The sequence below is a fragment of the Aeromonas sp. 11P genome (genome assembly GCF_051920165.1).
In the GTDB taxonomy this organism is placed as follows: Bacteria; Pseudomonadota; Gammaproteobacteria; order Enterobacterales; family Aeromonadaceae; genus Aeromonas; species Aeromonas veronii.
Map to the genome: position 1 here is coordinate 3,681,680 of NZ_JBQBDJ010000004.1, position 20,779 is coordinate 3,702,458.

Below are 20,779 nucleotides of genomic sequence, written 5' to 3' on the forward strand. Positions count from 1 at the left end.
GTTGGTTTTTCACCCTATTTTCGGGTGAATGACGGAAAAATCCTTTTTTTCTACTGTCGACGGGGCTGAATTGGGCCGATCTGCATTCAGATAACAACAAGAAACGGATCGGGCCGTGCCGGGAAGCACGGCATCGTCGGCGGGATTCGCTAAACGGAGCAAAGCCTGGAGGGCTTTATCATGGAGATGTTATCAGGCGCCCAGATGGTGGTTAGAGCGCTGGAAGATCAGGGAGTTGAGCACGTCTTCGGCTACCCTGGTGGCTCAGTGCTCGACATCTATGACGCTCTCTTCGAAAACGGCAAGATGGAGCATGTCTTGGTGCGGCACGAGCAAGCCGCGGTTCACATGGCTGACGGTTATGCCCGTTCCACCGGCAAGGTGGGGACTGTGCTGGTAACGTCAGGCCCGGGAGCGACCAACTGCATTACAGGTATTGCCACCGCCTATATGGATTCCATTCCGCTGGTGATCCTCTCCGGTCAGGTGCCGACCAGCATGATCGGTGAGGATGCGTTCCAGGAGACCGACATGATCGGTATCTCCCGCCCGGTGGTGAAGCACAGCTTCCTGTGCAAGAAGGCGAGCGATATTCCCGAGGCCATCAAGAAGGCCTACTACATTGCCGCCAGTGGCCGCCCGGGGCCGGTGGTGGTGGATCTGCCCAAAGATGTGCAGAACCCGAAAGAGAAATTCCCCTACCAGTATCCCGAGACGGTCTCCCTGCGCTCCTACAACCCGACCAAGTCTGGCCATAAAGGGCAGATCAAGCGGGCAGCCAAGCTGCTGGTGGATGCCCAGCGCCCGGTGATGTACGTAGGCGGTGGCGCCATCAACGCCAACGCGGATCATCTGGTGACCAAGCTGGCGGAGCTGCTGAACCTGCCGGTGACCACCACCCTGATGGGACTGGGGGCTTTCTCCGGCGTCCATCCGCAATTTATCGGCATGCTGGGGATGCACGGCACCTTCGAAGCCAACAAGACCATGCACAACTCGGATCTCATCTTCGCCGTGGGAGCCCGCTTCGATGACCGCGTCACCAACAACGTGGCCAAGTTCTGCCCCAATGCGACCGTTGTTCATATCGATATCGACCCCACCTCCATCTCCAAGACGGTGCAGGCCCATGTGCCCATCGTCGGCTCGGTGGAAACCGTGCTGGAGCAGATGCTGGAAGTGATCCGCGAGTGTGGCTTCGATAACGACAAGGAGGCGCTGGCGGACTGGTGGAGCCAGATCAACCAGTGGCGTTCCCGTCACTGTCTGGCCTACGAAAAATCGGCCACCCAGATCAAGCCGCAGCAGGTGATCGAGACCCTCTACAAGGTGACTCAGGGTGAGGCGTTCGTTGCCTCCGACGTGGGCCAGCACCAGATGTTTGCCGCGCTCTACTACCCGTTTGCCAAACCGCGCCAGTGGATCAACTCCGGTGGCCTCGGCACCATGGGCTTTGGTATTCCGGCCGCCATGGGGGCCCAGTTTGCCAACCCTGATGCGGTGGTCTGCTGCGTCACCGGGGATGGCTCGGTGCAGATGAACATTCAGGAGCTCTCTACCTGCATGCAGTACGGGGTGCCCATCAAGATCATCTCCATCAACAACCGTGCACTGGGCATGGTCAAGCAGTGGCAGAAGATGTTCTACGGCGGCCGTCACAGCCACTCCTACATGGAGTCCCTGCCGGACTTCGTCAAACTGGCGGAAGCCTACGGCCACGTCGGTATCGCGGTGAGCGATCCGGCGGAGCTGGAGAGCGCCATGGAGAAGGCCTTCGCCATGAAGGATCGGCTGGTGTTCATGGATATCTCGGTCGACCCGGATGAGCACGTCTATCCGATGCAGATCAAGTTTGGTGCCATGGACGAGATGTGGCTGAGCAAGACGGAGAGAACCTGATGAGACATATAATTTCCGTTCTGCTGGAGAACGAATCCGGCGCCCTGAGCCGCGTGGTGGGCCTCTTTTCCCAGCGCGGCTACAACATCGAGACCCTGACGGTGGCACCGACCGAGGATCCCACCCTGTCGCGCATGACTATCGTCACCATGGGTGACGAGCGGGTACTGGAACAGATCCAGAAGCAGCTGCACAAGCTGGTGGATGTGCTTAAGGTGTGCGACTTGAGCGAAGGGGAGCATATCGAGCGGGAGATCGCGCTGGTCAAGGCGCGTGCCGCCGGTGGGGCCCGTGACGAGCTGAAACGGCTGGCAGATATCTTCCGTGGCCAGATCGTCGACGTCACCCCCGAGCAGTACACGGTACAGCTGGTGGGCACCAGCGAGAAGCTGGATGCCTTTATCAAGACTGCGGCCCAGACCAACGAGATCATCGAAGTGGTGCGCTCCGGCGTCTGTGGTATCTCCCGGGCGGACAAGGCGTTGCGGCCCTGATGGCTGGCGGGACAGCTGATGACTCGTCAGCTGCCGCAGAGTGAAAGGAAAGAGGGCTCTGCGGAGCCCTCTTTGTTTGGTTTTGCTTTACGAGGGGAGGGGTGATGTTCGGTATTCATGATCTTGCACTGTTTATGGTTTCGGGGTTGCTGCTCAATATCATGCCGGGACCCGACTCCCTGCTGGTCATGCTGCGCAGTGGTTCGCAAGGGTGGCGTGCCGGTTCGGTCGCGACGTTGGGCATCGGCACCGGTGTCATGGTGCATGTGTTGGCGGCGGCCCTCGGTCTGTCGGCCCTGCTCAGTGCCTCGGCCGAGCTGTTTGCCCTTATCAAGCTGGCTGGCGCCATCTACCTCATCTATCTGGGGTTCTCTCTGCTGCGCCAGCAGGCTACGGGTGCAATGGAGGGAGGGGCCACCCTGCCTGCCCTCTCCTATGGCCAGATTTACCGGCAGGGAGTGCTGACCAATGTGCTCAACCCCAAGGTGGCGCTCTTTTTCCTCGCCTTCGTGCCCCAGTTCATCGCACCGGATGCCCCCGACAAGGCACTCGCTTTTATCCTGCTTGGCTGCATCTTCAATCTGGGCGGCATCATCTGGTGTCACCTGCTGGTCTTTACCACCGTCTATGCCAGCCACAGGGTACGGCTGTCACAGCGTCTCGGCCGCTGGCTCAACCGGGGCATCGGCACCCTGTTTGTCGGACTCGGGATCAAGCTCGCCAGCGACTAGCTCGCCGCTTTCTGACTTAGGGCAGGTTATCGTGCGCGGCGCTGTGGTATGGTCGGCTGTTAGCTGCGGGTCTCTCCCGCGCTCTCTTATAAACGCCAGCATTGCTGGCCGCAGCAGCGAGATCCCTTGCCCAGATGAACATCGCCCGGCTCAAGAACTTTACCGAGATCGTGAAGAACAACTTCAACATCTCGGCGACGGCGGAGAAGCTCTACACCTCCCAGCCCACCCTCAGCAAGCAGATGAAGATGCTGGAAGATGAGCTCGGGCTCGCCCTCTTTACCCGCAAGGGAAAGAATCTGGTCGGTTTGACCAGCGCAGGCGAGCAGGTGATGGAGTTGGCCAAGGGGGTGGTGGCACAGGTGGAGCAGATCAACCAGCTGTCGCTCGGGGAGCAGCTGGCCACCAGCGGGGTGCTGCGTATCGCCACCACCCACACCCAGGCGCGCTACAAGCTGCCAGCGGTGATCACCGAGTTCAGCCGTCGTTATCCCGATGTGGCTATCCAGCTTCATCAGGGGGCACCTGCCCAACTGGCCCAGATGGTGCAAAGCGGCGATGTGGATATGGCGATCGCCACCGAGTCCATGTATCTGTTCGACGAGCTGGCCGCCGTTCCCTGTTATCGCTGGGGGCGCAGTGTGGTGGTGCCCCACGGTCATCCGTTGATCGACTGCCAGCCGCTGTCGATGGCGGATCTGGCCCGCTATCCCCTCATCACCTATGTGTTCGGCTTTACCGGCCGATCCAAGATGGACAAGGCCTTCAGCCGTCACGGCCTCTCGCCGAAAACCGTGCTGACCGCCACCGACACCGACGTGATCAAGCACTACGTCCGGCTCGGCATGGGGGTCGGGGTGATTGCAAGCGTGGCCTTTGACGAGGGGGACAGGGAGGCTCTGGTGAGCCTCAACATCGACCACCTGATCGCCTCGAGCGCGACCCACATCTGCCTGCGCAAACATGCCCATTTGCGTGACTACATGTACGACTTTATCCACCTCTACGCCCCCCATATCAGCCGGGAGACGGTGCAGCTGCACCTTATCAACCAGCCGCCCGCTGCCAATATGGCGGAGTTGCCGTGGCTCTAGCCGCGGCGTGTCTGCCGCGTACAGAGCAAAAAAACGGAGACAAAAAAAGAGAGGCCTTGGCCTCTCTTCTGGTTTTATCGGTATACGGGATTAAGCGCTGCGGGTCGCCAGATTGATAAAGATCTGGGCTCCGACCAGCAGGCAGTCGTCATCGAGGTAATAGGGGTTGGCATGCAGATAGTTGCAGATCCCCTTGGCCTGACAGCCGCTGCCGAGGAAGAACATGGCCCCCTTGCTGCCACGGCAGGCGTTGACCATGTAGCTGAAATCTTCGCTGCCGGTCATCGGCTGACCCTGAGCGTTGATCCCCTCAGAGGGCAATACATCGGCGGCCGCTTGCAGCAGACGGGCGCAGGCCTCGGCGTGGTTCTCGACCGCTGGATACCCGGCATAGATCATCTTGGTCTTGAAGCCGCGCAGTTCGCTCTGGGCCACGATCTCCTTGAAGCTGTTCTTCAGGATCTGGTCGGTCTCGGCATCCATGGCACGGATGGTGCCTCGCGCCTGCACATGGTCGGCGATGGCGTTGGGGATGGTGCCGCCGTTGATCATGCCGCAGCCGAATACCGCCGGGCTGAACGGACTGGTGCGCTTGGCGACGATGTAGTCCATATCCTCGATGATCCGCACCGCTTCACGGATAGCATCCAGCCCCTTGTGGGGGGTGGATCCGTGGGCGGAGATACCGTGCACATCCAGCGTCCAGGCGGAGCCCCAGGAGGACATCACACCGTGGTTGAACTTGATGGTGCCGGTCTCCATGGCGCCGTCGTTATGGAGGGCATAGACCTCGTCCACCCCCTTCATGCAGCCCAGTTCCACCATCTTCTCGGCGCCCGGCACCCGCATGTCCTCTTCCGCCATCTGAAAGATAAAGCGGACGTTGTACTGCAGGCGATCGCGGTTGGCGGCCAGAAACTTGGCCGCGGTCAGGGCGATCGCCATATGGGAGTCGTGACCGCAGTTGTGGGCCATTCCCTCGTGGGTCGACTTGAACGCAACGTTGCTCATGTCGTGCATCTCGAGGCCATCCATGTCGGCACGGAAGGCGATGGTCGGCAGCACAGGATCAACCACCAGATCGCCGTGAAAACCGGTGAAGCCCGGGTAGTCGGTGAGACGGTAGCCAAAGCCTGTCATCAGCTCGCGGCAGTAGGCCGAGGTCTTGAACTCGACGCCGGAGGCCTCCGGAATGGTGTGCAGATGGTGGCGCACTTCCTGACTGAAGTCGCGCAGGGCCAGCAGGGCCGGTTCAATGTGAATGTTGTTCATCAGATGATCCCTTGAATGGAGAAGCCGAGTTGGGCCACCAGCGAGGCGCCGAAGAAGCAGCAGGTGGAGACGATCATGAAGATCAGGATCACTTTCCAGGACATCTTCTTCAGCTCTTCCAGCTGACCGCCCACCGAGAGACCGGCAAAAGCCAGCAGCGGTACGCAGCAGGAGAGGAAGGAGATCTTGGCGACGGCGTCAATGAAGGCCGCGCACCGGGGTCTCCGGCAGGCAGATCAGAATGCCGATGATGGTGGCATAGGCAAACGCCGGCAGGGAGGAGGGCAGATAGCGCTTGGCAATCAGCGAGGCGAACACCACCAGCGACATGGCGATGAAGCTGTCACCCATCAGCCAGAGCGGGGTGCCGGTGGTCAGGGTCTGGGTAAACATGGCCAGCAGGATCGCCAGAAAGACGAACCGCATATCCATTACGATGCTTTTCATGCTTTCTCTCCTTTGGCAGTCAGGGCATAGATTTTTTCAGCGAGCGGCAGACCCAGATAGGTGAGGGAAAGGGCGCCAAGAGCGGAGGAGAGCAGATTCGATGCGGCTGCGATGCTCAGCACCTGCTGGGCCAGCGCCTCATCGAGACCGTTGATCAGGGCTCCGGAGGCGGCACTCAGCATGGAGCCTGAGCCCACGCCGGAACCGGCGGCCAGCGCCAGCGGATGCAGGCCGGTGAGCGGGGCGATACTGCCCAGCACGCTGAACCAGAGGGTGCCGATGACGGAGCCGCACAGGTAGATGGCCAGCACACCGATGTACTCCTGGGAACCGGTGCCGAACTTGCCCTGAATTACCGCAACGGACGGCTCACGGCTGATGGAGGAGCAGGCCCCGATGGCGCGGCGGCCAAAGCCGAACTTCACCGCCAGCGGAATGGCGATCAGGATCGGCAGCAGGTTGCCAATCTCCTGCAGGAACAGCGGCACGCCGACGCTCAGGATCATCTTCAGGTTGGGGATGATCATCCCCGCGTACTGGGTACCCAGGATCAGCAGGCTGAAGCCCACCATCTTGCCGCAGAAGCCCTCTTCTTTCTCGGTGAAGAGCTGCTTCCAGCCGGGGATGCGATCCTTGACCGGTTTGGCGGAGACAATCATGCCGATGATGACGGCAAAGAGCATCGGCAGGATCGGGATGATGGCGATGCCGATCTTGATCTCCTGTTTACCTATCAGGTACTGGGCCACAAAGATCAGCATGGCGGTTGCCAATATGCTGACCGTGACCGTCTTGAGGGGGCTGGTTTGCTGCATAGTTTTTTCTCTTGTTATTCCCATGTGTGGCCATCGTCAGGATTGTCCAGACCGATGATGGGGGCATGATAGGGAGGGTCGCGGGGGAGGAATGTGACCTTCATCAAGCTGGCCATATGGCATTTTTTCATGGGGTATGCCCTTTAACCCTATGGATACCAAGGGTTAAATGCCGTTAACAGAACGTCAGCATTGGCAGGACAAGATAAGCAAACAGGAGGGAAATGGGGACACCGCCCCGCAGGGCGGTGACGCGGATCAGACGGGCGTTTTGAGCCGTGCACTGCGCAGCAGCAGGGGAAGCTGGTAGAGCACCAGAGCGCCGAGCACCAGTCCGGCACCGGCCAGTTTGGCGCCGCCGAGGGGTTCGCTGTAGAAGAGGGTGCTCAGCAGCAGGGTCCAGACCGGTTCCAGCAGCATCATCAGGGCGGCGTGGGCGGTAGTCATCTTGCTCAATGCATGGGTGAGCAGCCAGTAGCGCAATGTGGTGGCGATCAAGACGCTCGCCACAAACCATCCCCAGATGCCGTGGCTGACTCCAGCCTCGGGCCACTGTTCGGTCAGCAGTGAGAGCAGGGTGCCGAGCAGGCCGGTCATCGCCAGCTGGATGCAGGTGAGCCAGGTGGGGGCAATGGATTGGGCGAAGTGGCGATGGACGGCAAGCTGGATGCCGAGAGTGGTGGCCGCCGCCAGAAACCAGAACAGCGAGAGCGACACGCCCCAGTGGGTGCTGCTGGAGAGCAGCAGCAAACCGGCGATGGCGATGGGCAGGGTGAGCCAGTAGTGGCGGCCGGGCTTGGCCCGAAAGGCTCCCCATGCGGCCAGCGGGGCCATCAGGGTGGCGACGCTCATGATAAAGGCGCCGCTGCCCAGCGCATCGCTCTGGCTGATGGCGGTGACCCACAGCAGCAGGCTGGCACCGAGCAATGTGCCGCAACCGGCAGCGCGCACCAGCTGGGCGCGGGTCGGCGGCGGTTCACGCAGCCAGGCGAGTGGGAGCAACAGCAGCGCCGCCAGCAGGAAGCGGCTGCCGATAAAGGCGGCAGGGGGCAGTTCGCGGATCGCCTCTTTCGAGAAGAGCCAGCCGGCAGCGGCCAGCAGGGTGACCAGTACCATCAGCAGCAGGGGAGTGCGGTTCATCGGGGTCGTCATGGTGAAATGGAGGGGAGAGCATAAAGGAAAGGCGCCAGGTATTGCTACCTGGCGCCTTTCGCATCTGCCTTGAACCGCCGTCGCGGCTCGCGGCCAGCAATCAGTTCATGCCGTAACGCTTGAGCTTCTTGCGCAGGGTGCCACGGTTGATACCCATCATCACGGCAGCGCGAGTCTGGTTACCACGGGTGTACTGCATGATCACGTCCAGCATCGGCGCTTCGACTTCGGAGAGAACCATATCGTACAGATCAATCACTTCCTGACCGTTCAACTGGGCCAGGTAGTTACGCAGGGCCTGTTGCACAGAGTCACGCAGGGGGCGCTGGGTCGGCTCGGCAGCGTGATTGTGAGTAGTTGTTACCAATGCATCAGAAGTCAGGGTTTGTTCGAACATATTCGGTCGGCTCTTTAGTTATCTTGTTAACCTAATCCATCGAAATACGCTTCGAGTGCCTCAAGTTGCGCGTCTGCGCAATCCAGGGCATTGAAGTGCTTACGGAATTCTCGGCCCGTCTCTTCTTCATCCAGATACCAGCCCACATGTTTACGGGCTATGCGCGCTCCCAGATATGCACCATAAAACCGGTGCAGGTTGGTTACATGCTCGTTCATCAGGGTGCGAACCTCTTCCCTCTCGGGAGGCGGCAGCTTGGTGCCCGTCTCAAGAAAATGACGGATTTCCCGGAAAATCCAGGGTCGTCCTTGCGCAGCTCGGCCGATCATCACGGCGTCAACGCCGGTATAGTCGAGGACATACCGGGCTTTCTCCGGGCTGTTGATGTCACCATTGGCGACAACAGGAATCGATACGGCCTGCTTAATCGCCCTGATCGTGTCGTACTCCGCTTCGCCCTTGTAGAGGCAGGCACGGGTACGACCATGCACGGCAAGGGCCGCGATACCGCAATCTTCGGCGATTCGGGCGATCTCCACGCCATTGCGGTTATCCGGATCCCATCCTGTGCGGATCTTCAAGGTGACAGGCACCTCCACTGCATCCACCACGGCCCGGCAAATTGCTTTGACCTGATCGGGGGCACGCAGCAGGGCAGAACCTGCCAACTTCTTATTCACTTTTTTTGCCGGACATCCCATGTTGATGTCGACGATCTGTGCGCCCTGCTCCACGTTGTAGCGGGCAGCAAACGCCATCATCTCGGGGTCGGCCCCGGCAATCTGGACCGATCGCAATCCGCCTTCTGCAGAGTGATCCATCCTCATCCGGGTTTTCTGGGTATCCCAGACATCCGGGTTGGCCAGCAGCATCTCGGAAACGGCCATGCCAGCCCCCAATCGCAAACAAAGTTCACGGAATGGTCGGTCAGTTACACCGGCCATGGGAGCCACAATCAAGGGAGTTTCAAGCGTGTGGGGACCTATCTGCATTCCACGGTTACCATCGGCTTAGGGCGGCGTATATTACGCATTTTTTAGGCAGGAGAAAAGGTTAGTATTTGAGCGTCAGCCATTTTTTTCTGAAAAAAACGTCGCGCCAAGGCTTGCAAATTCTGGAGTTGTTGAAAAACGGCCAGATTGCCGGGAACGGAAGGCTGTACCATTCGGGTCGGATGTCGGCATAATTGTCAGTCCACTTGCAGGCCCGCTTTGCGTTATGATAGCGAGCTTAAACCGAGCAAATGCTCCAAACATTTATGAAGCAAAAGCGGATTGGGGAGCGGGGATCTATGACGTCAAGGTTCATTAAATCACTTTGGCCGTGTCTGATGGGAGCCGTGCTGGGTTCAGCGCAGGCGCAGACCATCAGTTTCGGCGAAGCCTGGACCCGGGTCATCCAGCAGGATGAGGGGCTGGCTGCCGAGCAGGCCGGGGTCGATCGGGCCAAGCAACTGCGCGAGGCGGCCAGGGACATGTATCTGCCCAAGGTGGATTTGGGGGCCAGCTATACCCACCTCGATCAACCGATGGAGCTGGACATGATGGATCTCAACCCCATCGCCAACCATCCCGAGATGATCAAAGCGCTGCAAGGCATTCTGGGCCAATTGCCAGTCCCTCTTCCTCACCTCTCACCTGATGATTTTGTCACTCCTCTCACCAAACAGAATGTGGTGACCAGCTCGGTCAAAATGCTCTGGCCGCTCTTTACTGGCGGCCGTATCGATGCGGCGCAGGATATCCGCCAAGCGCAGGTGAGCGAGGCGCAGCAATTGCTGGTGCTCAAGCAACAGTCCACGTTTGAAAGCCTTTCCCAGACCTATTTCGGTGTAGTACTGGCCGCTCAGGTAGTGCAGACCAAGCAGGAGATCGAAGAGGGGCTGGCCCACCATCTGGATCACGCCAAGAAGCTCGAAGCGCAGGGCCAGATCGCCAGGGTGGAACGTCTTTCTGCCCAGTCAGCCTATGATCGGGCCCGCATCGATACCCAGAAGTCCCGCCGTGGCCTCGAGATCGCCGAGCTGGCCCTCGGTCATATGCTCAAGCTACCCCGCGCCGAACCTGACAGTGGCCTGTTCGTCAACAAGGAGTTGCCGCGCCTCGATGGGCTGGTGAGCCAAACCCTCGATGTGCACCCCGGTCTCAAGCTGCTCAGCGCCAAGAAGGAGCAGGCCAAGGGAATGATCCGGATGGAGAAGGGCAAATATGCCCCCGAAGTGTTCCTGTTCGGCAACTACAACCTCTATGAAGATGATTCGATCGCTTCCAAGACCGCGCCTGATTGGCTGGTGGGAGTGGGTGTCAGCATGCCGCTGGTAAGCCGTGATGGCCGCTCCGAGACGGTACAGGCCGCCAAGAGCGCCGAGCTGCAGGTCAATCTGCTGCAAGCCAAGACCCGCCAGGATCTGGAGTTGCTCGTTGAGAAGACCTGGCGCGAAGCTGCGCAGGGGCTGGAGGAGTATCAGTCTCTCTCGTCTACCCAGGCGCTGGCCGAGGAGAACGTACTGCTGCGTGACAAGGCCTTCGGCCAGGGGCTCTCTACCTCTCTTGATGTGGTGGATGCCCAGAACCAGCTGGCGGGGGTCAAGACCCAGCGCGCGGCGGCGGCCTATCAATATGTGGTGTCGCTGGCCCGCCTGCTGGCGCTCTCCGGCCAGATGAACAGTTTCAATCAATATCAGCATGGTCAGGTGATCGAGGTGAACTCATGATCGCACTCCAGTCCGTTCCTTTTTCTATCTCTGTTTCGACCGCCAAGGGTCGCCCGTTTGTCGAGGTGAAGTGATGAGCCATCCCCCCATCAAAAAGAAGATGAGCCAGGGTAAACCGCTGTTGTTGCCGCTGGTGCTGGTGATCCTGGTGGTCTGGCTCGGCTGGCGCTTCTGGCTGGCCTATCAGCCGGAGCCGGTGCATTTGCAAGGGCAGATTGAGGCTCAGCAGTACTCGGTCTCCTCCAAGGTGCCGGGTCGTATCGACGAGGTGCTGGTGAAAAAAGGCGATCAGCTGACCAGGGATCAGCTGGTCTTTACTCTGGCGAGCCCCGAGATTGAAGCCAAGCTGAGTCAGGCCAAAGCCGGTGAAGCCGCTGCGGGGGCCATGGCGCAAGAGGCCGAGAAAGGGGCCCGAGCCCAGCAGATCGCTGCAGCCAAGGATCAGTGGCAAAAAGCCAAGGCTGCTGCCTTGCTGCGTGGCAAGACCTATGAGCGGGTCGCCAGCCTGCACCGCGATGGTGTGATGCCACTGCAAAAACGCGACGAGGCCTGGACAGCCTGGCAAGCCGCCAAGTACAGCGAAGGGATGGCGTGGCAGCAGTACCAGATGGCGCTGGAAGGGGCGCGGGAAGAGACCAAGATCGCCGCCCGTGAGAAGGCCAAGATGGCGGCCGGTTCCGTTGCCGAGGTAGAAGCCTATCTGGCCGATACCCGCATCACCAGTCCTCACAATGGTGAAGTGAGTCAGGTACTGCTGCGCAGCGGCGAGCTGGCGCCGCAAGGCTTCCCGGTGGTGACCCTGCTCGATATGAGCGATGCCTGGGCCCAGTTCCACGTGCGCGAGGATCTGCTGCCCCGCTTCCCGGTCGGTACCGAGTTTGATGCCCGCATCCCGGGCCTTGGCGATCAGACCGTGCGCTTCAAGGTGACCCATGTGGCCGTGATGGGGGATTTCGCCACCTGGCGTGCCACCGATACCCGTCAGGGCTTCGATATGAAGAGCTTCCAGGTGGAGGCCCGTCCGCTGCAACCGATCGACGGGTTGCGGGTCGGCATGAGCGTGCTGGTTGAACTCTGATGGGACGTGAATTTCGGCTGCTGTGGCAGGACCCGTTCAGCCGTGCCCTGATGAGTTGGGTACCGCTGCTGCTGATGGGGATCCTCTGCTGGATCTTCTCGGCAGGGCTGGCCCGCGACCTCAAGGTGGGGCTGGTGGATCTCGACCACAGCGTGCTGTCGCGCCAGCTCGCCTTCTCGCTGGATGGCTCGGCCGGGCTCAAGGTCGCGCAACAGTTCGACTCCATCGATGCCGGTGCCCACGCCCTGCGCGGCGGCGACATCTATGCGCTGGTGGTGATCCCCAACCATCTGGAGCGAGATGCCCGTCAGGGCATCCAGCCGCAGGTGACTGTGTTCAACAACGGCCAGTTCATCCTGATCGCCAAGCTGGTCAACTCGGCGCTGGCGCAGGTGGTAGGTACTCTCAATGGTCAGGTGGGCGTGCTGGAGGCGATGGCTGACGGCAAGGCGCTGCCCGGTGCACTCGGGCAGTCGGTGCCCATCAGCAGTCAGGTGACGGCGCTCTATAACCTCAACTCCAGCTACGCCCAATTTCTGTTGAGTGCCATTCTGCCCGCGGTGTGGCAGATCCTGGTGGGGCTGTTCGGCCTCAATGCGCTGGCCCGTACCGATCGGCTGGGGCTGGACTGGACTACTCGCGGTGTCTGGTTTGGTCTCTGGCGCACCCTGCTGCCCCACGCGCTGATTGGCTGGGGGTGGGGGATTGTCTGGACGCTGCTGCTGTTCAAGGGATTTGCCTACCCCATGCACGGCAGCTGGCTGGTGCTGGTGGTTGGGTTGGGGCTGGCCTCGGCCGCCTGCGTCACCATGGGAGCGTTTTTTTACGGCATCATTCGGGATCCGGCACGCGCCCTGTCGCTGGCAGGTGCTTACACGGCGCCCGGTTTCGCCTTTATGGGGGTCACTTTTCCGGTGAGCGCCATGGGGGATTTCGCCCGCTTCTGGCGCAGCCTGTTGCCGGTCTCCCACTATGTGGAGCTGCAGATTGGCCAGAGCAACTATGGTCTGTCCCTCGCATCGGCGTTGCCGCAACTGGGTGCGTTGCTGCTTTTCCTGCTCCCACTGTTGCTGGTGGTTCGTCGCTACAAGCAGCAGGCTGAGCTTGCCCGTCAATCAGCGGTTGCAGAGAAGGAGCCTGAGTGATGCTGGGATTTGTCGATCTGTTGCGCCTCGAACTGCGCACCCTGCTGGCGGATCGCGCCATCATGCTCACCCTGTTTGGCGGGGTGATCTTCTACTCGTTTCTCTATCCCCAGCCCTATCTGCATCAGTTGCCGCGGGAAGAGGCGGTGGTGGTGGTCAACGAGGATGGCAGCCAGCTCTCGCGCCAGCTGGAGTTCATGGCTGATGCCACGCCGCAGGTCAAGCTGGTGGAACGGGCCAGTTCGCTGACCGAGGCGCGTCAGTTGATGATGGCCGGGAAGGCGAGCGGGATCCTGCATATCCCCAACCACTTCTATCGGGATCTGATGCAGGGCAAGAGCGTGACCCTGAGCTATGCCGGTGATGCCTCCTACTTTCTGGTCTACGGCACCATTGCCGAGGGGCTGGCGCAGGCGGGGGGCACCCTCGCGGCGCAAGTGAAGGTGGCGCGCTTGCTGAGCCACGGCGAGGCGCTGCCACAAGCGGCCATGGGCTGGAATGCGGTGGCCCTCAACGTGGTGCCGGTGTTCAACCCCACCATGGGCTACGTCAACTACGTGGTACCGGCGGTGTTCGTGCTGATCCTGCATCAGGTGTTGCTGATGGGAGCGGGGATCCTGGGGGCGACCCAGAACCAGCGCAGTTGCCGTGGTGAGCAGGGTTACTGGCAAAGCGCGCCGGTACTGCCGCTGCTGCTGGCCAGAACTCTGGTGGTGTGCGGGCTCTTTGTATTGCCGATCTCCTACTTCCTTGGTTTCTGCTTTGATCACTACAACATTGCCCGTCATGCCACTCCGCTGGAGATGTGGCTATTCACCCTGCCGTTCCTGCTGGCGACCGGCTGGCTCGGGATTGTACTGGGTGCGCTCTTTACCCGGCGGGATCTGCCCACTCAGGTGGTGCTGATCTCCTCCCTACCGCTGGTCTTTCTGGCAGGCTTTATCTGGCCGCTGGAGCTGATCCCGGTTCCCTTAAACTGGCTGGCCCAGTGGGTACCGAGCACCGCCGCTATCGAGGGGTTTCTGCGCCTGAACCAGATGGGGGCGAGTTTTGCACAAGTGTCCGGTTACTGGTGGCAGTTGTGGGGACTGGTGCTGCTCTACGGGGTGCTGGCCTGCCTGCTGCTGCGCTGGCGTCAGCGGTCGCTGCCAGTTGTCCGCCCATCAGTCGTGCAGGGTGAAACCACCACCGGTTAAGCGGGATAGTGCAAGCGCCCGTGAGATGGCGTGTGCGGTATAGCGAAAACGGTCAGCCCTTGGGCTGACCGTTTTGTTATGTGGTGGGGTTAAGCGGTTTTACTGCTGCTTTAGCCGCGCTGGAGCGTGGGATCCCCGATGGCGTAGATCTGTCCCACCGCCGTCTCATCCGCCAGCAGGCGCAGCCCTTGGGCGGCCACATCGGCGCGGCGCACCAGTCCGTGTACCTCCTTGCCCTGACTCAGTTCGGCGCGGCCGGTGGCGTCGCCATCCTGCAGGCCCGCCGGGCGAAGAATGGTCCATGCGAGGGCGCTGGTCTGCAGCCAGCTCTCCGCCAGACTCTTGAGACGTACCTCGTGACCGAAGGCGGCGCGGGCCCGCTCCGGCAGATATTGCCAGCTGTCGCCACAGCCGAGGGAGGTGACCAGCAGCAGCCGTTTCAGGCCTGCCTGCTCCATGGCATCGATCACATGGCGGTTGCCCTGATAGTCCACCGGCGCGGCCTGACGGAAGCTGCCGAGGGTAGAGACGACCTGTGCATCTTGCCCCGCCCGGGCACATGCCTGCTGTACCGCAGCCGGATCCAGCGCATCCCCTTCGATCACTTCGACCCCCAACGCACCTAGTTCTGTGGCCATCTCGGGGCTGCGTACCAGCGCAACGACCCGGTGACTCTGGCTCAGGGCGTGATGAGTAAAGGCGCGGCCCAGCCCGCGGCTGGCTCCAAAAATGAGTGTGGTTGGCATAGCTGAGCTCCCTTGGCAAAAGGGGCTAGCCTAGTGGCTTGTTCGTCTGCTGTAAATGAGAGTTGTTTCTATTTGTGAGCTGGCAGCGAGGAGAGAGTGCGAGCCGCCAGCGACTTGCACTCTTTGAGAGGGATCAGCCGTTGTAGTTGCCGATGCTGGGGCGACGGCTGGGACCGCTCAGGTGGATATCCACCGGATTGAACGCCTTTATCGCCTCATAGCTGAAATCACCGATCGCCTGATGCAGGGTCTGGGGCGTGTGGTTGGTGATGATGATGACGCTCTTTGACAGGTTGCGACGACGGCGCAGCAGGTGGCCGAGGAAGCTGGACTGGCTCTCCGCCATCTTGGCGCGGTTGGCCGATACCTCGTCGATGATCAGCAGATCCACCTCTTCCAGCGCGCGGCGGTACTGGTTGCGCTCATCCTGATCGGGGATCACGTTGAAGAACAGCCGATCGACGATGGAGGCCCACTGCTGGAAGATCACCGATTTCTGGTGACGGGCGATCAGCTCGTGTGCCACCGCCCCCGCCAGGGTCGACTTGCCGGTGCCATAGTCGCCGTAGATCAGCATGCAGCCGCCACCGCTCTTCTCCCAGTGCTCGAAACCGCTGATAAAGTAACGGGCGGTCTCGATGGGGTATTGCAGCGCCGGGTCACCGGCATCCATCTTGTCAAATACCCAGTCAGGGTTGAGGTCGGCCTGGGCGATCAGTTTCTGGATCCGCTCCTGACGGGCCGCCTTCTGCAGCTCGCGCACCTCGGCATTGGCCTTGGCGTCGTACTCCTTGCGCAGGGTCTCGTAGTCATACTGGCCGCCGCCGGTCTCTTGTTGCAGGCGACGAATGCGCTCCAGCAGGCCACCTACATGGCGGCTCAATTCCGGGTCGTGAATGCGGTGATCCTGCTTGGCCTTGGCGATCTTCTGGCGCTTGGCTTCGATCTCTTCCAGCTCCTGGCGCAGGGGATCTTGCGGGTCAGTCATGGAATGCTCCTTCTGCTCGATCAGGGATGGGTAGACAAGGGGTTGATTCTGCCTGCAGGCGGGGGCCGCTATCAATCATTATCCGGCTCCTGCTGCGCAGCAGGTTCTTGCGTCTGCTGTTGGGCCAGTCGCTTGGCCTCTTCAATCATCTGTTGGGCCCGTTTGCTGGGGCCCGACTCTGCCGGGGCCGGGGTCACCTGCTGGTAGCCCTGCACCTCCATCGGTTTGCGACGGGTATAGCGGCGGGTCTTGAGGGCGCGAATAAACTTGAGCATCCATTGATGCTGGGAGTCGAATACCTCGGGGCGCCCCAGCCAGTAGGCGATAAACTCCCCTAGATCCTCTTCGCTATAGCTGGCATCGATCACCCCGCACAGACGGGCGAGGGCGGGCAGCTCTTCGTCCGGTCGCCATTGCAGGTGCATCTGGAAGGGGCGCTCCGGCAGCGGGCTGCGCAATTTCTGGGTCAGCAGCGGCAACTGAAAAGGGCACTGATGGTAGTGCTCACTCTCGGGCTGTGCCTCGACCTGCAGCAGGCCCGCCTCCATCAGTTCATCGAACAGCTCGGTGAGCTGACGGGCATTGACCTGAAACGAGAAGCCGCAGGGATCACCCGGATCGACCACTGCCAGCGCCCGGCCCAGCTCGGGATAGTTGAGCCTGGCCGCCTGATTTTCCAGCACCAGTCGGCGCAGCTGCAGGGTGTAGAGACTGCGGGCCGGATGGGACAATCTTGGGTGGGCAAGGGCGCTGTATTCGGCTGGGGTCATGGTCTTCTTCACGAGCTGGAGTGGGGGGCATTATCCCTTATGGCGCCCACTTGCACAATTCGGATGGCGGTCGTAGTCGCGGGGCCACCCGAGCGAATAGAGCTGGGCGGGCGGATGGGGTTCTCTTGATGCCTTCGTATGATCGAGGTCTACTTTTGACGCAGGGTTTCCGCGCTGACCGTACTTTTGAGCTAGTCTTAATACCTAAATAACCAATTGACTAATAAGAGCTTTATCAAGATGTCAAAAGCCGGGCTACGGATCCTGGTGGTGGAGGACGAGGCCGTTTTTCGCCACTCGTTAGTAAGTTACCTCGCACGGGACGGGGCAACGGTATTTCAGGCCGAAGATGGTATTGAGGGGCTATCGGCCGCTGCTCTCTACCATCCCGATGTGGTGCTCTGCGATCTCAATATGCCCAATATGGATGGCCACGAAGTGATCGCCTGCCTCTCTGCGCGCTATCCCCATATTCCGGTTATCGTCATTTCGGCCCAGAGCACCATGGAGGCGGTCGCCAGCGCCTTGCGTGCCGGTGCGCGGGACTATCTGCTCAAACCCCTTGAGGATTACGCGCTGGTCGAGCGCAGTATCGAACAGTGTCTCAACGGCAGCGCCAACCGGGCGCAGCAGCTGGAGCTGATGGATCACATCGACTATTTCAGTGCCCACGACAAGGCGGCCAGCCGCCTGCTGGCGGGGCTCAAGCCGCCGGGCTTGCAGGAGTGGGGCCCCTGGCAGGTCACGTTCAAGGGGCTGGGGCAGTTGTTTATTCCCGATACCTTCAAGGTGGAAGACAAGCTGCTGGTGCTGGTGATGGAGCTGCCGATCATGGGGACGGATGCGGCATTTTGTGGTGCACTGGTGCGATCCTTGATGAACGTCCCCTACCGCCAGTTTCAGCAGAACGAGAGCCGGTTGCTGAGCCAGCCTCACCGGTTGCTCGAATACCTCAACCATCAGTTGATGGCGTCCGGGCTTCGTCACTCTTTTGCCATGGCGGCGCTGCTGTTTGATCAGCATGATGGGTTGGTGTTTGCCAACGCAGGGCTCACCTCTCCCCACTGGTTGATGCGCTCCGGCGGCTTGCCCCTTGGCCTGATGCGCAGCAGCCACTACGCTCTGCACAAACGCAGCTGGCATGAACCGTTCGCCCTGCAGTTTCGCAGCGACAGCGGCGGCTCGCTTGATGTGCAGGTTCGTCATCACTGATGCCGTCTGACTACATGCCCAAACAAACAGGGCGCCGATGGGCGCCCTGTTTGTTGTTTACAATCCTGACCGTTTAGACGGCGGCGGAGTGCAGTTTTTTCTCTTGAGCTTGCGGCTCTTTGGCCGGGCCTTCGGCACCGTGCATCCAGTAAACCAGGCGGTTGGCCATGGTCAGCAGGATCAGGGCGCTCAGTACCGCCGCCAGGGCGATGCCACCGAAGATGGCGATCGGACCGGCTTCACCCACGAAGGAGCCGATAAAGCCCGCAGCGTAGTTGGCCAAGGCAACGAAGCCAAACCAGGCGCCCATCATCAGGGAAGCCAGACGCAGCGGAGCCAGTTTGGTCACCATGGAGAGGCCGATCGGGGAGAGGCAGAGCTCGCCCAGGGTGTGGAACAGGTAAGCACCTACCAGCCAGAACATGGAAGTCTTGACGGTGTTGTCACCACCCTGCTGCAGCACGGCACCGACCATGAACAGGAAGCCGATAGCCAGGAACAGCAGACCCATGGCGAATTTCACCGGAGAGTTCGGCTCTTTCTTGCCGAGCTTGATCCAGATGGCCGCAACGACCGGTGCCAGGGTGATAATGAAGAAGGGGTTCAGGGACTGGAACCAGGCGGTCGGCACTTCGAAGCTGCCGATCATGCGGTCGGTATACTCCTGGGTGTAGAGGTTCATCAGACCACCGGCCTGCTCGAAACCGGCCCAGAAGATGATGGTGAACAGACCCAGTACCAGAATAACTTTGATGCGATCCACTTCCTGCTTGGTCAGCGGTGCTTTCTGCTCGGTAGTACGCAGGGCGGCTGCGCGCTGGGCGGCAGTGACGCGACCGATGTCACCCAGGAAACGCTGGGCCATGGTGGCCTGGATCACCAGAGAGAGCAGCATACCGATACCGGCGCCGACGAAGGCAGCTTGCCAGCCGTAGGCGGTGGCTGCAGCACCACAGATCACGCCTGCCAGCAGGGAACCCAGGTTGATCCCCATGTAGAAGATGGTGAAAGCACCATCACGGCGGTGATCGCCCTCTTCATAGAGGTCACCCACCATGGTGGAGATGTTCGGTTTGAACAGGCCGTTACCCACGATCAGCAGCGCGAGGCCCGCGTAGAACATGGTGTTGACCATATCCGGGAACATGGCGTGGGGCAGTGCCAGAGTGAACTGACCTGCGGCCATCAGCACGGCACCGATCAGGATGGCGCGACGTTGACCCAGGAAGGTGTCAGCCAGCCAGCCGCCGATCAGCGGAGTGATATAAACCAGACCGGTATAGATACCGTAGAGTTTGAGGGCATCTGCCTGACTCCAGCCCAGACCGCCATTGGCAGTCAGGTCGGTCAGATAGAGCACCAGCACGGCACGCATGCCGTAATAGGAGAATCTCTCCCACAGTTCAGTACTAAAGAGCAAAAAAAGCCCTTTAGGGTGACCTAAAAAGGTCCCTTTTGACGGGTTATTCATTGGAACTTCCACCTGTGTCTTATATTTTTTTGAGTTTTTTATGCAAGGGCGAGAAACACGCCTCAATCCTTATAGAGCATGTGTGAATAAATTACAACATTATGATTTGCTGAGAGTTTATTTACTCTTGATTGATTTTTTGTTGCAAAAATGAAAAAGGAGCATCATTTGATGCCCCTTAAATACGTCTATAAAAAACAGATTTATCAGCGATTACAACTGCTTGACGAACTGCTTCAGCCAGCCGATGAATTCACCATTCAGCTCGTGATGGCGCACACCATATTCCACATTGGCTTTCATGTAACCGAGCTTGCTGCCGCAATCGTGGCTCTTGCCCTTCATGAAGTAGGCGTTGACCTGCTCCTGCTCCATTAACATGGCGATGGCGTCAGTCAGCTGGATCTCGTCACCGGCACCGGCCGGGGTCTTCTCCAGCAGCGGCCAGATATTGGAGGAGAGGACGTAACGACCCACCACCGCCAGATTGGAGGGGGCTTCGTCACGGGGCGGCTTCTCGACAATGGCCTGCATCGGCAGGGACATCCCTTCGGTCAGCGCTTCACCCTTGATGTCGGCAATGCCGTATTTGTCCACTTCGCTCTCGGGAACCGCTTCCACCATGATCTGGCTGATCTGGTTCTCTTCGTACATATGCACCATTTCGGCCAGATTGTCTTGCTTGGGGTTGCTGGCAACGTCGTCGATCAGCACATCCGGCAGCAGCACGGCAAACGGGTTGTCACCGATCAGCGGGCGGGCGCACAGCACCGCGTGGCCCAGACCTTTGGCCTCGCCCTGACGGACGTGCATGATGGTGACGTCTTTCGGGCAGATCTGTTGCACCTCTTCCAGCAGCTGACGCTTGACTCGCTTCTCGAGGGTCGCTTCCAATTCGAAACTCTTGTCGAAGTGGTTTTCGATGGAGTTCTTGCTCGAGTGGGTGACCAGAATGATCTCCTTGATCCCGGCGGCGATGGCTTCGCGCACTACGTACTGGATCAGCGGTTTGTCGACCACTGGCAACATCTCTTTCGGGATGGCCTTGGTGGCTGGCAGCATACGGGTACCCAGACCGGCTACCGGGAGCACGGCCTTACGAACAACAAGAGGAGTCTTTTTCATGGAAAACTATCCAGCGGGATTAAAGTGCGGCAAT

The 20,779-nt window shown here is 60.1% G+C and carries 20 protein-coding genes; 9 read left to right on the forward strand and 11 right to left on the reverse strand.

The window, feature by feature from the left end; all coding sequences use genetic code 11:
• Nucleotides 1–180 precede the first annotated feature (180 nt).
• The 4 genes from ACTG1P_RS17095 (at nt 181) to ACTG1P_RS17110 (ending at nt 4,218) form a co-directional block, all read left to right on the forward strand.
• Nucleotides 181–1,899 (forward strand): acetolactate synthase 3 large subunit, encoded by a 1,719-nt coding sequence (locus ACTG1P_RS17095; RefSeq protein ID WP_440001786.1) that lies wholly within the window; start codon nt 181–183, stop codon nt 1,897–1,899.
• The gene (gene ilvN, locus ACTG1P_RS17100; protein WP_005311605.1) at nt 1,899–2,393 is read left to right on the forward strand and encodes an acetolactate synthase small subunit; all 495 of its coding nucleotides are present in this window, start codon (nt 1,899–1,901) and stop codon (nt 2,391–2,393) included. The genes ACTG1P_RS17095 and ilvN overlap by 1 nt, the downstream gene beginning before the upstream one ends.
• A gap of 104 nt (nt 2,394–2,497) precedes the next feature.
• Entirely contained in the window at nt 2,498–3,124 is a 627-nt protein-coding gene (locus ACTG1P_RS17105) for a LysE family translocator (RefSeq protein ID WP_100646735.1), read from the forward strand.
• Nucleotides 3,125–3,258: 134 nt separating this feature from the next.
• On the forward strand, nt 3,259–4,218 hold the full coding sequence (locus ACTG1P_RS17110) for a LysR substrate-binding domain-containing protein (RefSeq protein ID WP_005349178.1): 960 nt from the start codon (nt 3,259–3,261) through the stop codon (nt 4,216–4,218).
• A 90-nt stretch (nt 4,219–4,308) separates the two neighbouring features.
• Here the strand turns inward: ACTG1P_RS17110 and ACTG1P_RS17115 are convergent, their stop codons facing one another.
• The 6 genes from ACTG1P_RS17115 to dusB all read right to left on the reverse strand — a co-directional run bounded on the left by ACTG1P_RS17115 (nt 4,309) and on the right by dusB (nt 9,293).
• Complete coding sequence (locus ACTG1P_RS17115; RefSeq protein WP_440001787.1) at nt 4,309–5,490, reverse strand: M20 metallopeptidase family protein; 1,182 nt, start codon at nt 5,488–5,490, stop codon at nt 4,309–4,311.
• 198 nt (nt 5,491–5,688) lie between these two features.
• Nucleotides 5,689–5,937 carry a hypothetical protein gene (locus ACTG1P_RS17120; RefSeq protein ID WP_440001788.1) on the reverse strand — a complete coding sequence of 83 codons (249 nt, stop codon included), beginning with the start codon at nt 5,935–5,937 and terminating at the stop codon, nt 5,689–5,691.
• On the reverse strand, nt 5,934–6,752 hold the full coding sequence (locus ACTG1P_RS17125; RefSeq protein WP_005339140.1) for a DUF3100 domain-containing protein: 819 nt from the start codon (nt 6,750–6,752) through the stop codon (nt 5,934–5,936). The genes ACTG1P_RS17120 and ACTG1P_RS17125 overlap by 4 nt, the downstream gene beginning before the upstream one ends.
• Nucleotides 6,753–7,010: 258 nt before the next feature.
• Entirely contained in the window at nt 7,011–7,892 is an 882-nt protein-coding gene (locus ACTG1P_RS17130) for a DMT family transporter (protein WP_440001789.1), read from the reverse strand.
• Nucleotides 7,893–8,004: 112 nt separating this feature from the next.
• Nucleotides 8,005–8,301 carry a DNA-binding transcriptional regulator Fis gene (fis, locus tag ACTG1P_RS17135; protein WP_005309538.1) on the reverse strand — a complete coding sequence of 99 codons (297 nt, stop codon included), beginning with the start codon at nt 8,299–8,301 and terminating at the stop codon, nt 8,005–8,007.
• Between the two features lie 26 nt (nt 8,302–8,327).
• Nucleotides 8,328–9,293, reverse strand: coding sequence for a tRNA dihydrouridine synthase DusB (gene dusB / locus ACTG1P_RS17140; protein WP_019445016.1), 966 nt, complete (start codon nt 9,291–9,293; stop codon nt 8,328–8,330).
• Between the two features lie 299 nt (nt 9,294–9,592).
• Here dusB and ACTG1P_RS17145 point away from each other — a divergent pair, with 299 nt between their 5' ends.
• The 4 genes from ACTG1P_RS17145 to ACTG1P_RS17160 all read left to right on the forward strand — a co-directional run bounded on the left by ACTG1P_RS17145 (nt 9,593) and on the right by ACTG1P_RS17160 (nt 14,433).
• Entirely contained in the window at nt 9,593–11,014 is a 1,422-nt protein-coding gene (locus tag ACTG1P_RS17145) for a TolC family protein (protein ID WP_181223451.1), read from the forward strand.
• Between the two features lie 73 nt (nt 11,015–11,087).
• Nucleotides 11,088–12,092 (forward strand): HlyD family secretion protein, encoded by a 1,005-nt coding sequence (locus tag ACTG1P_RS17150; protein ID WP_440001790.1) that lies wholly within the window; start codon nt 11,088–11,090, stop codon nt 12,090–12,092.
• Nucleotides 12,092–13,237, forward strand: coding sequence for an ABC transporter permease (locus ACTG1P_RS17155; RefSeq protein WP_440001791.1), 1,146 nt, complete (start codon nt 12,092–12,094; stop codon nt 13,235–13,237). Before ACTG1P_RS17150 ends, ACTG1P_RS17155 begins: the two co-directional genes overlap by 1 nt.
• Nucleotides 13,237–14,433 (forward strand): ABC transporter permease, encoded by a 1,197-nt coding sequence (locus tag ACTG1P_RS17160; RefSeq protein WP_440001792.1) that lies wholly within the window; start codon nt 13,237–13,239, stop codon nt 14,431–14,433. Before ACTG1P_RS17155 ends, ACTG1P_RS17160 begins: the two co-directional genes overlap by 1 nt.
• Nucleotides 14,434–14,543: 110 nt before the next feature.
• Here the strand turns inward: ACTG1P_RS17160 and ACTG1P_RS17165 are convergent, their stop codons facing one another.
• The 3 genes from ACTG1P_RS17165 to ACTG1P_RS17175 all read right to left on the reverse strand — a co-directional run bounded on the left by ACTG1P_RS17165 (nt 14,544) and on the right by ACTG1P_RS17175 (nt 16,937).
• Nucleotides 14,544–15,179, reverse strand: a complete 636-nt coding sequence (locus ACTG1P_RS17165; protein ID WP_440001793.1) for an SDR family oxidoreductase — start codon at nt 15,177–15,179, stop codon at nt 14,544–14,546.
• Between the two features lie 133 nt (nt 15,180–15,312).
• On the reverse strand, nt 15,313–16,167 hold the full coding sequence (locus ACTG1P_RS17170; RefSeq protein WP_005341142.1) for a DnaA ATPase domain-containing protein: 855 nt from the start codon (nt 16,165–16,167) through the stop codon (nt 15,313–15,315).
• Nucleotides 16,168–16,238: 71 nt separating this feature from the next.
• On the reverse strand, nt 16,239–16,937 hold the full coding sequence (locus tag ACTG1P_RS17175) for a DnaT-like ssDNA-binding domain-containing protein (RefSeq protein WP_005349201.1): 699 nt from the start codon (nt 16,935–16,937) through the stop codon (nt 16,239–16,241).
• 240 nt (nt 16,938–17,177) lie between these two features.
• Here ACTG1P_RS17175 and ACTG1P_RS17180 point away from each other — a divergent pair, with 240 nt between their 5' ends.
• Complete coding sequence (locus tag ACTG1P_RS17180; RefSeq protein ID WP_278168724.1) at nt 17,178–18,149, forward strand: response regulator; 972 nt, start codon at nt 17,178–17,180, stop codon at nt 18,147–18,149.
• A gap of 73 nt (nt 18,150–18,222) precedes the next feature.
• Here ACTG1P_RS17180 and ACTG1P_RS17185 read toward each other — a convergent pair whose 3' ends face one another.
• A complete protein-coding gene (locus ACTG1P_RS17185) occupies nt 18,223–19,620 on the reverse strand; it encodes a peptide MFS transporter (protein ID WP_278168722.1) in 1,398 nt (465 codons plus the stop codon).
• Nucleotides 19,621–19,833: 213 nt separating this feature from the next.
• Entirely contained in the window at nt 19,834–20,745 is a 912-nt protein-coding gene (gene galU / locus ACTG1P_RS17190; RefSeq protein ID WP_069555871.1) for a UTP--glucose-1-phosphate uridylyltransferase GalU, read from the reverse strand.
• Nucleotides 20,746–20,779 lie beyond the last annotated feature (34 nt).

Coding starts and splice junctions, on each gene's coding strand:
- ACTG1P_RS17185 (WP_278168722.1), bottom strand. CDS start 19,620: ATGAATAACCCGTCAAAAGGGACCTTTTTAGGTCACCCTAAAGGGCTT.
- ACTG1P_RS17165 (WP_440001793.1), bottom strand. CDS start 15,179: ATGCCAACCACACTCATTTTTGGAGCCAGCCGCGGGCTGGGCCGCGCC.
- ACTG1P_RS17160 (WP_440001792.1), top strand. CDS start 13,237: ATGCTGGGATTTGTCGATCTGTTGCGCCTCGAACTGCGCACCCTGCTG.
- ACTG1P_RS17155 (WP_440001791.1), top strand. CDS start 12,092: ATGGGACGTGAATTTCGGCTGCTGTGGCAGGACCCGTTCAGCCGTGCC.
- ACTG1P_RS17145 (WP_181223451.1), top strand. CDS start 9,593: ATGACGTCAAGGTTCATTAAATCACTTTGGCCGTGTCTGATGGGAGCC.
- ACTG1P_RS17120 (WP_440001788.1), bottom strand. CDS start 5,937: ATGAAAAGCATCGTAATGGATATGCGGTTCGTCTTTCTGGCGATCCTG.
- ACTG1P_RS17110 (WP_005349178.1), top strand. CDS start 3,259: ATGAACATCGCCCGGCTCAAGAACTTTACCGAGATCGTGAAGAACAAC.
- ACTG1P_RS17105 (WP_100646735.1), top strand. CDS start 2,498: ATGTTCGGTATTCATGATCTTGCACTGTTTATGGTTTCGGGGTTGCTG.
- fis (WP_005309538.1), bottom strand. CDS start 8,301: ATGTTCGAACAAACCCTGACTTCTGATGCATTGGTAACAACTACTCAC.
- galU (WP_069555871.1), bottom strand. CDS start 20,745: ATGAAAAAGACTCCTCTTGTTGTTCGTAAGGCCGTGCTCCCGGTAGCC.
- ilvN (WP_005311605.1), top strand. CDS start 1,899: ATGAGACATATAATTTCCGTTCTGCTGGAGAACGAATCCGGCGCCCTG.
- ACTG1P_RS17130 (WP_440001789.1), bottom strand. CDS start 7,892: ATGAACCGCACTCCCCTGCTGCTGATGGTACTGGTCACCCTGCTGGCC.
- dusB (WP_019445016.1), bottom strand. CDS start 9,293: ATGCAGATAGGTCCCCACACGCTTGAAACTCCCTTGATTGTGGCTCCC.
- ACTG1P_RS17180 (WP_278168724.1), top strand. CDS start 17,178: ATGTCAAAAGCCGGGCTACGGATCCTGGTGGTGGAGGACGAGGCCGTT.
- ACTG1P_RS17115 (WP_440001787.1), bottom strand. CDS start 5,490: ATGAACAACATTCACATTGAACCGGCCCTGCTGGCCCTGCGCGACTTC.
- ACTG1P_RS17095 (WP_440001786.1), top strand. CDS start 181: ATGGAGATGTTATCAGGCGCCCAGATGGTGGTTAGAGCGCTGGAAGAT.
- ACTG1P_RS17175 (WP_005349201.1), bottom strand. CDS start 16,937: ATGACCCCAGCCGAATACAGCGCCCTTGCCCACCCAAGATTGTCCCAT.
- ACTG1P_RS17170 (WP_005341142.1), bottom strand. CDS start 16,167: ATGACTGACCCGCAAGATCCCCTGCGCCAGGAGCTGGAAGAGATCGAA.
- ACTG1P_RS17150 (WP_440001790.1), top strand. CDS start 11,088: ATGAGCCATCCCCCCATCAAAAAGAAGATGAGCCAGGGTAAACCGCTG.
- ACTG1P_RS17125 (WP_005339140.1), bottom strand. CDS start 6,752: ATGCAGCAAACCAGCCCCCTCAAGACGGTCACGGTCAGCATATTGGCA.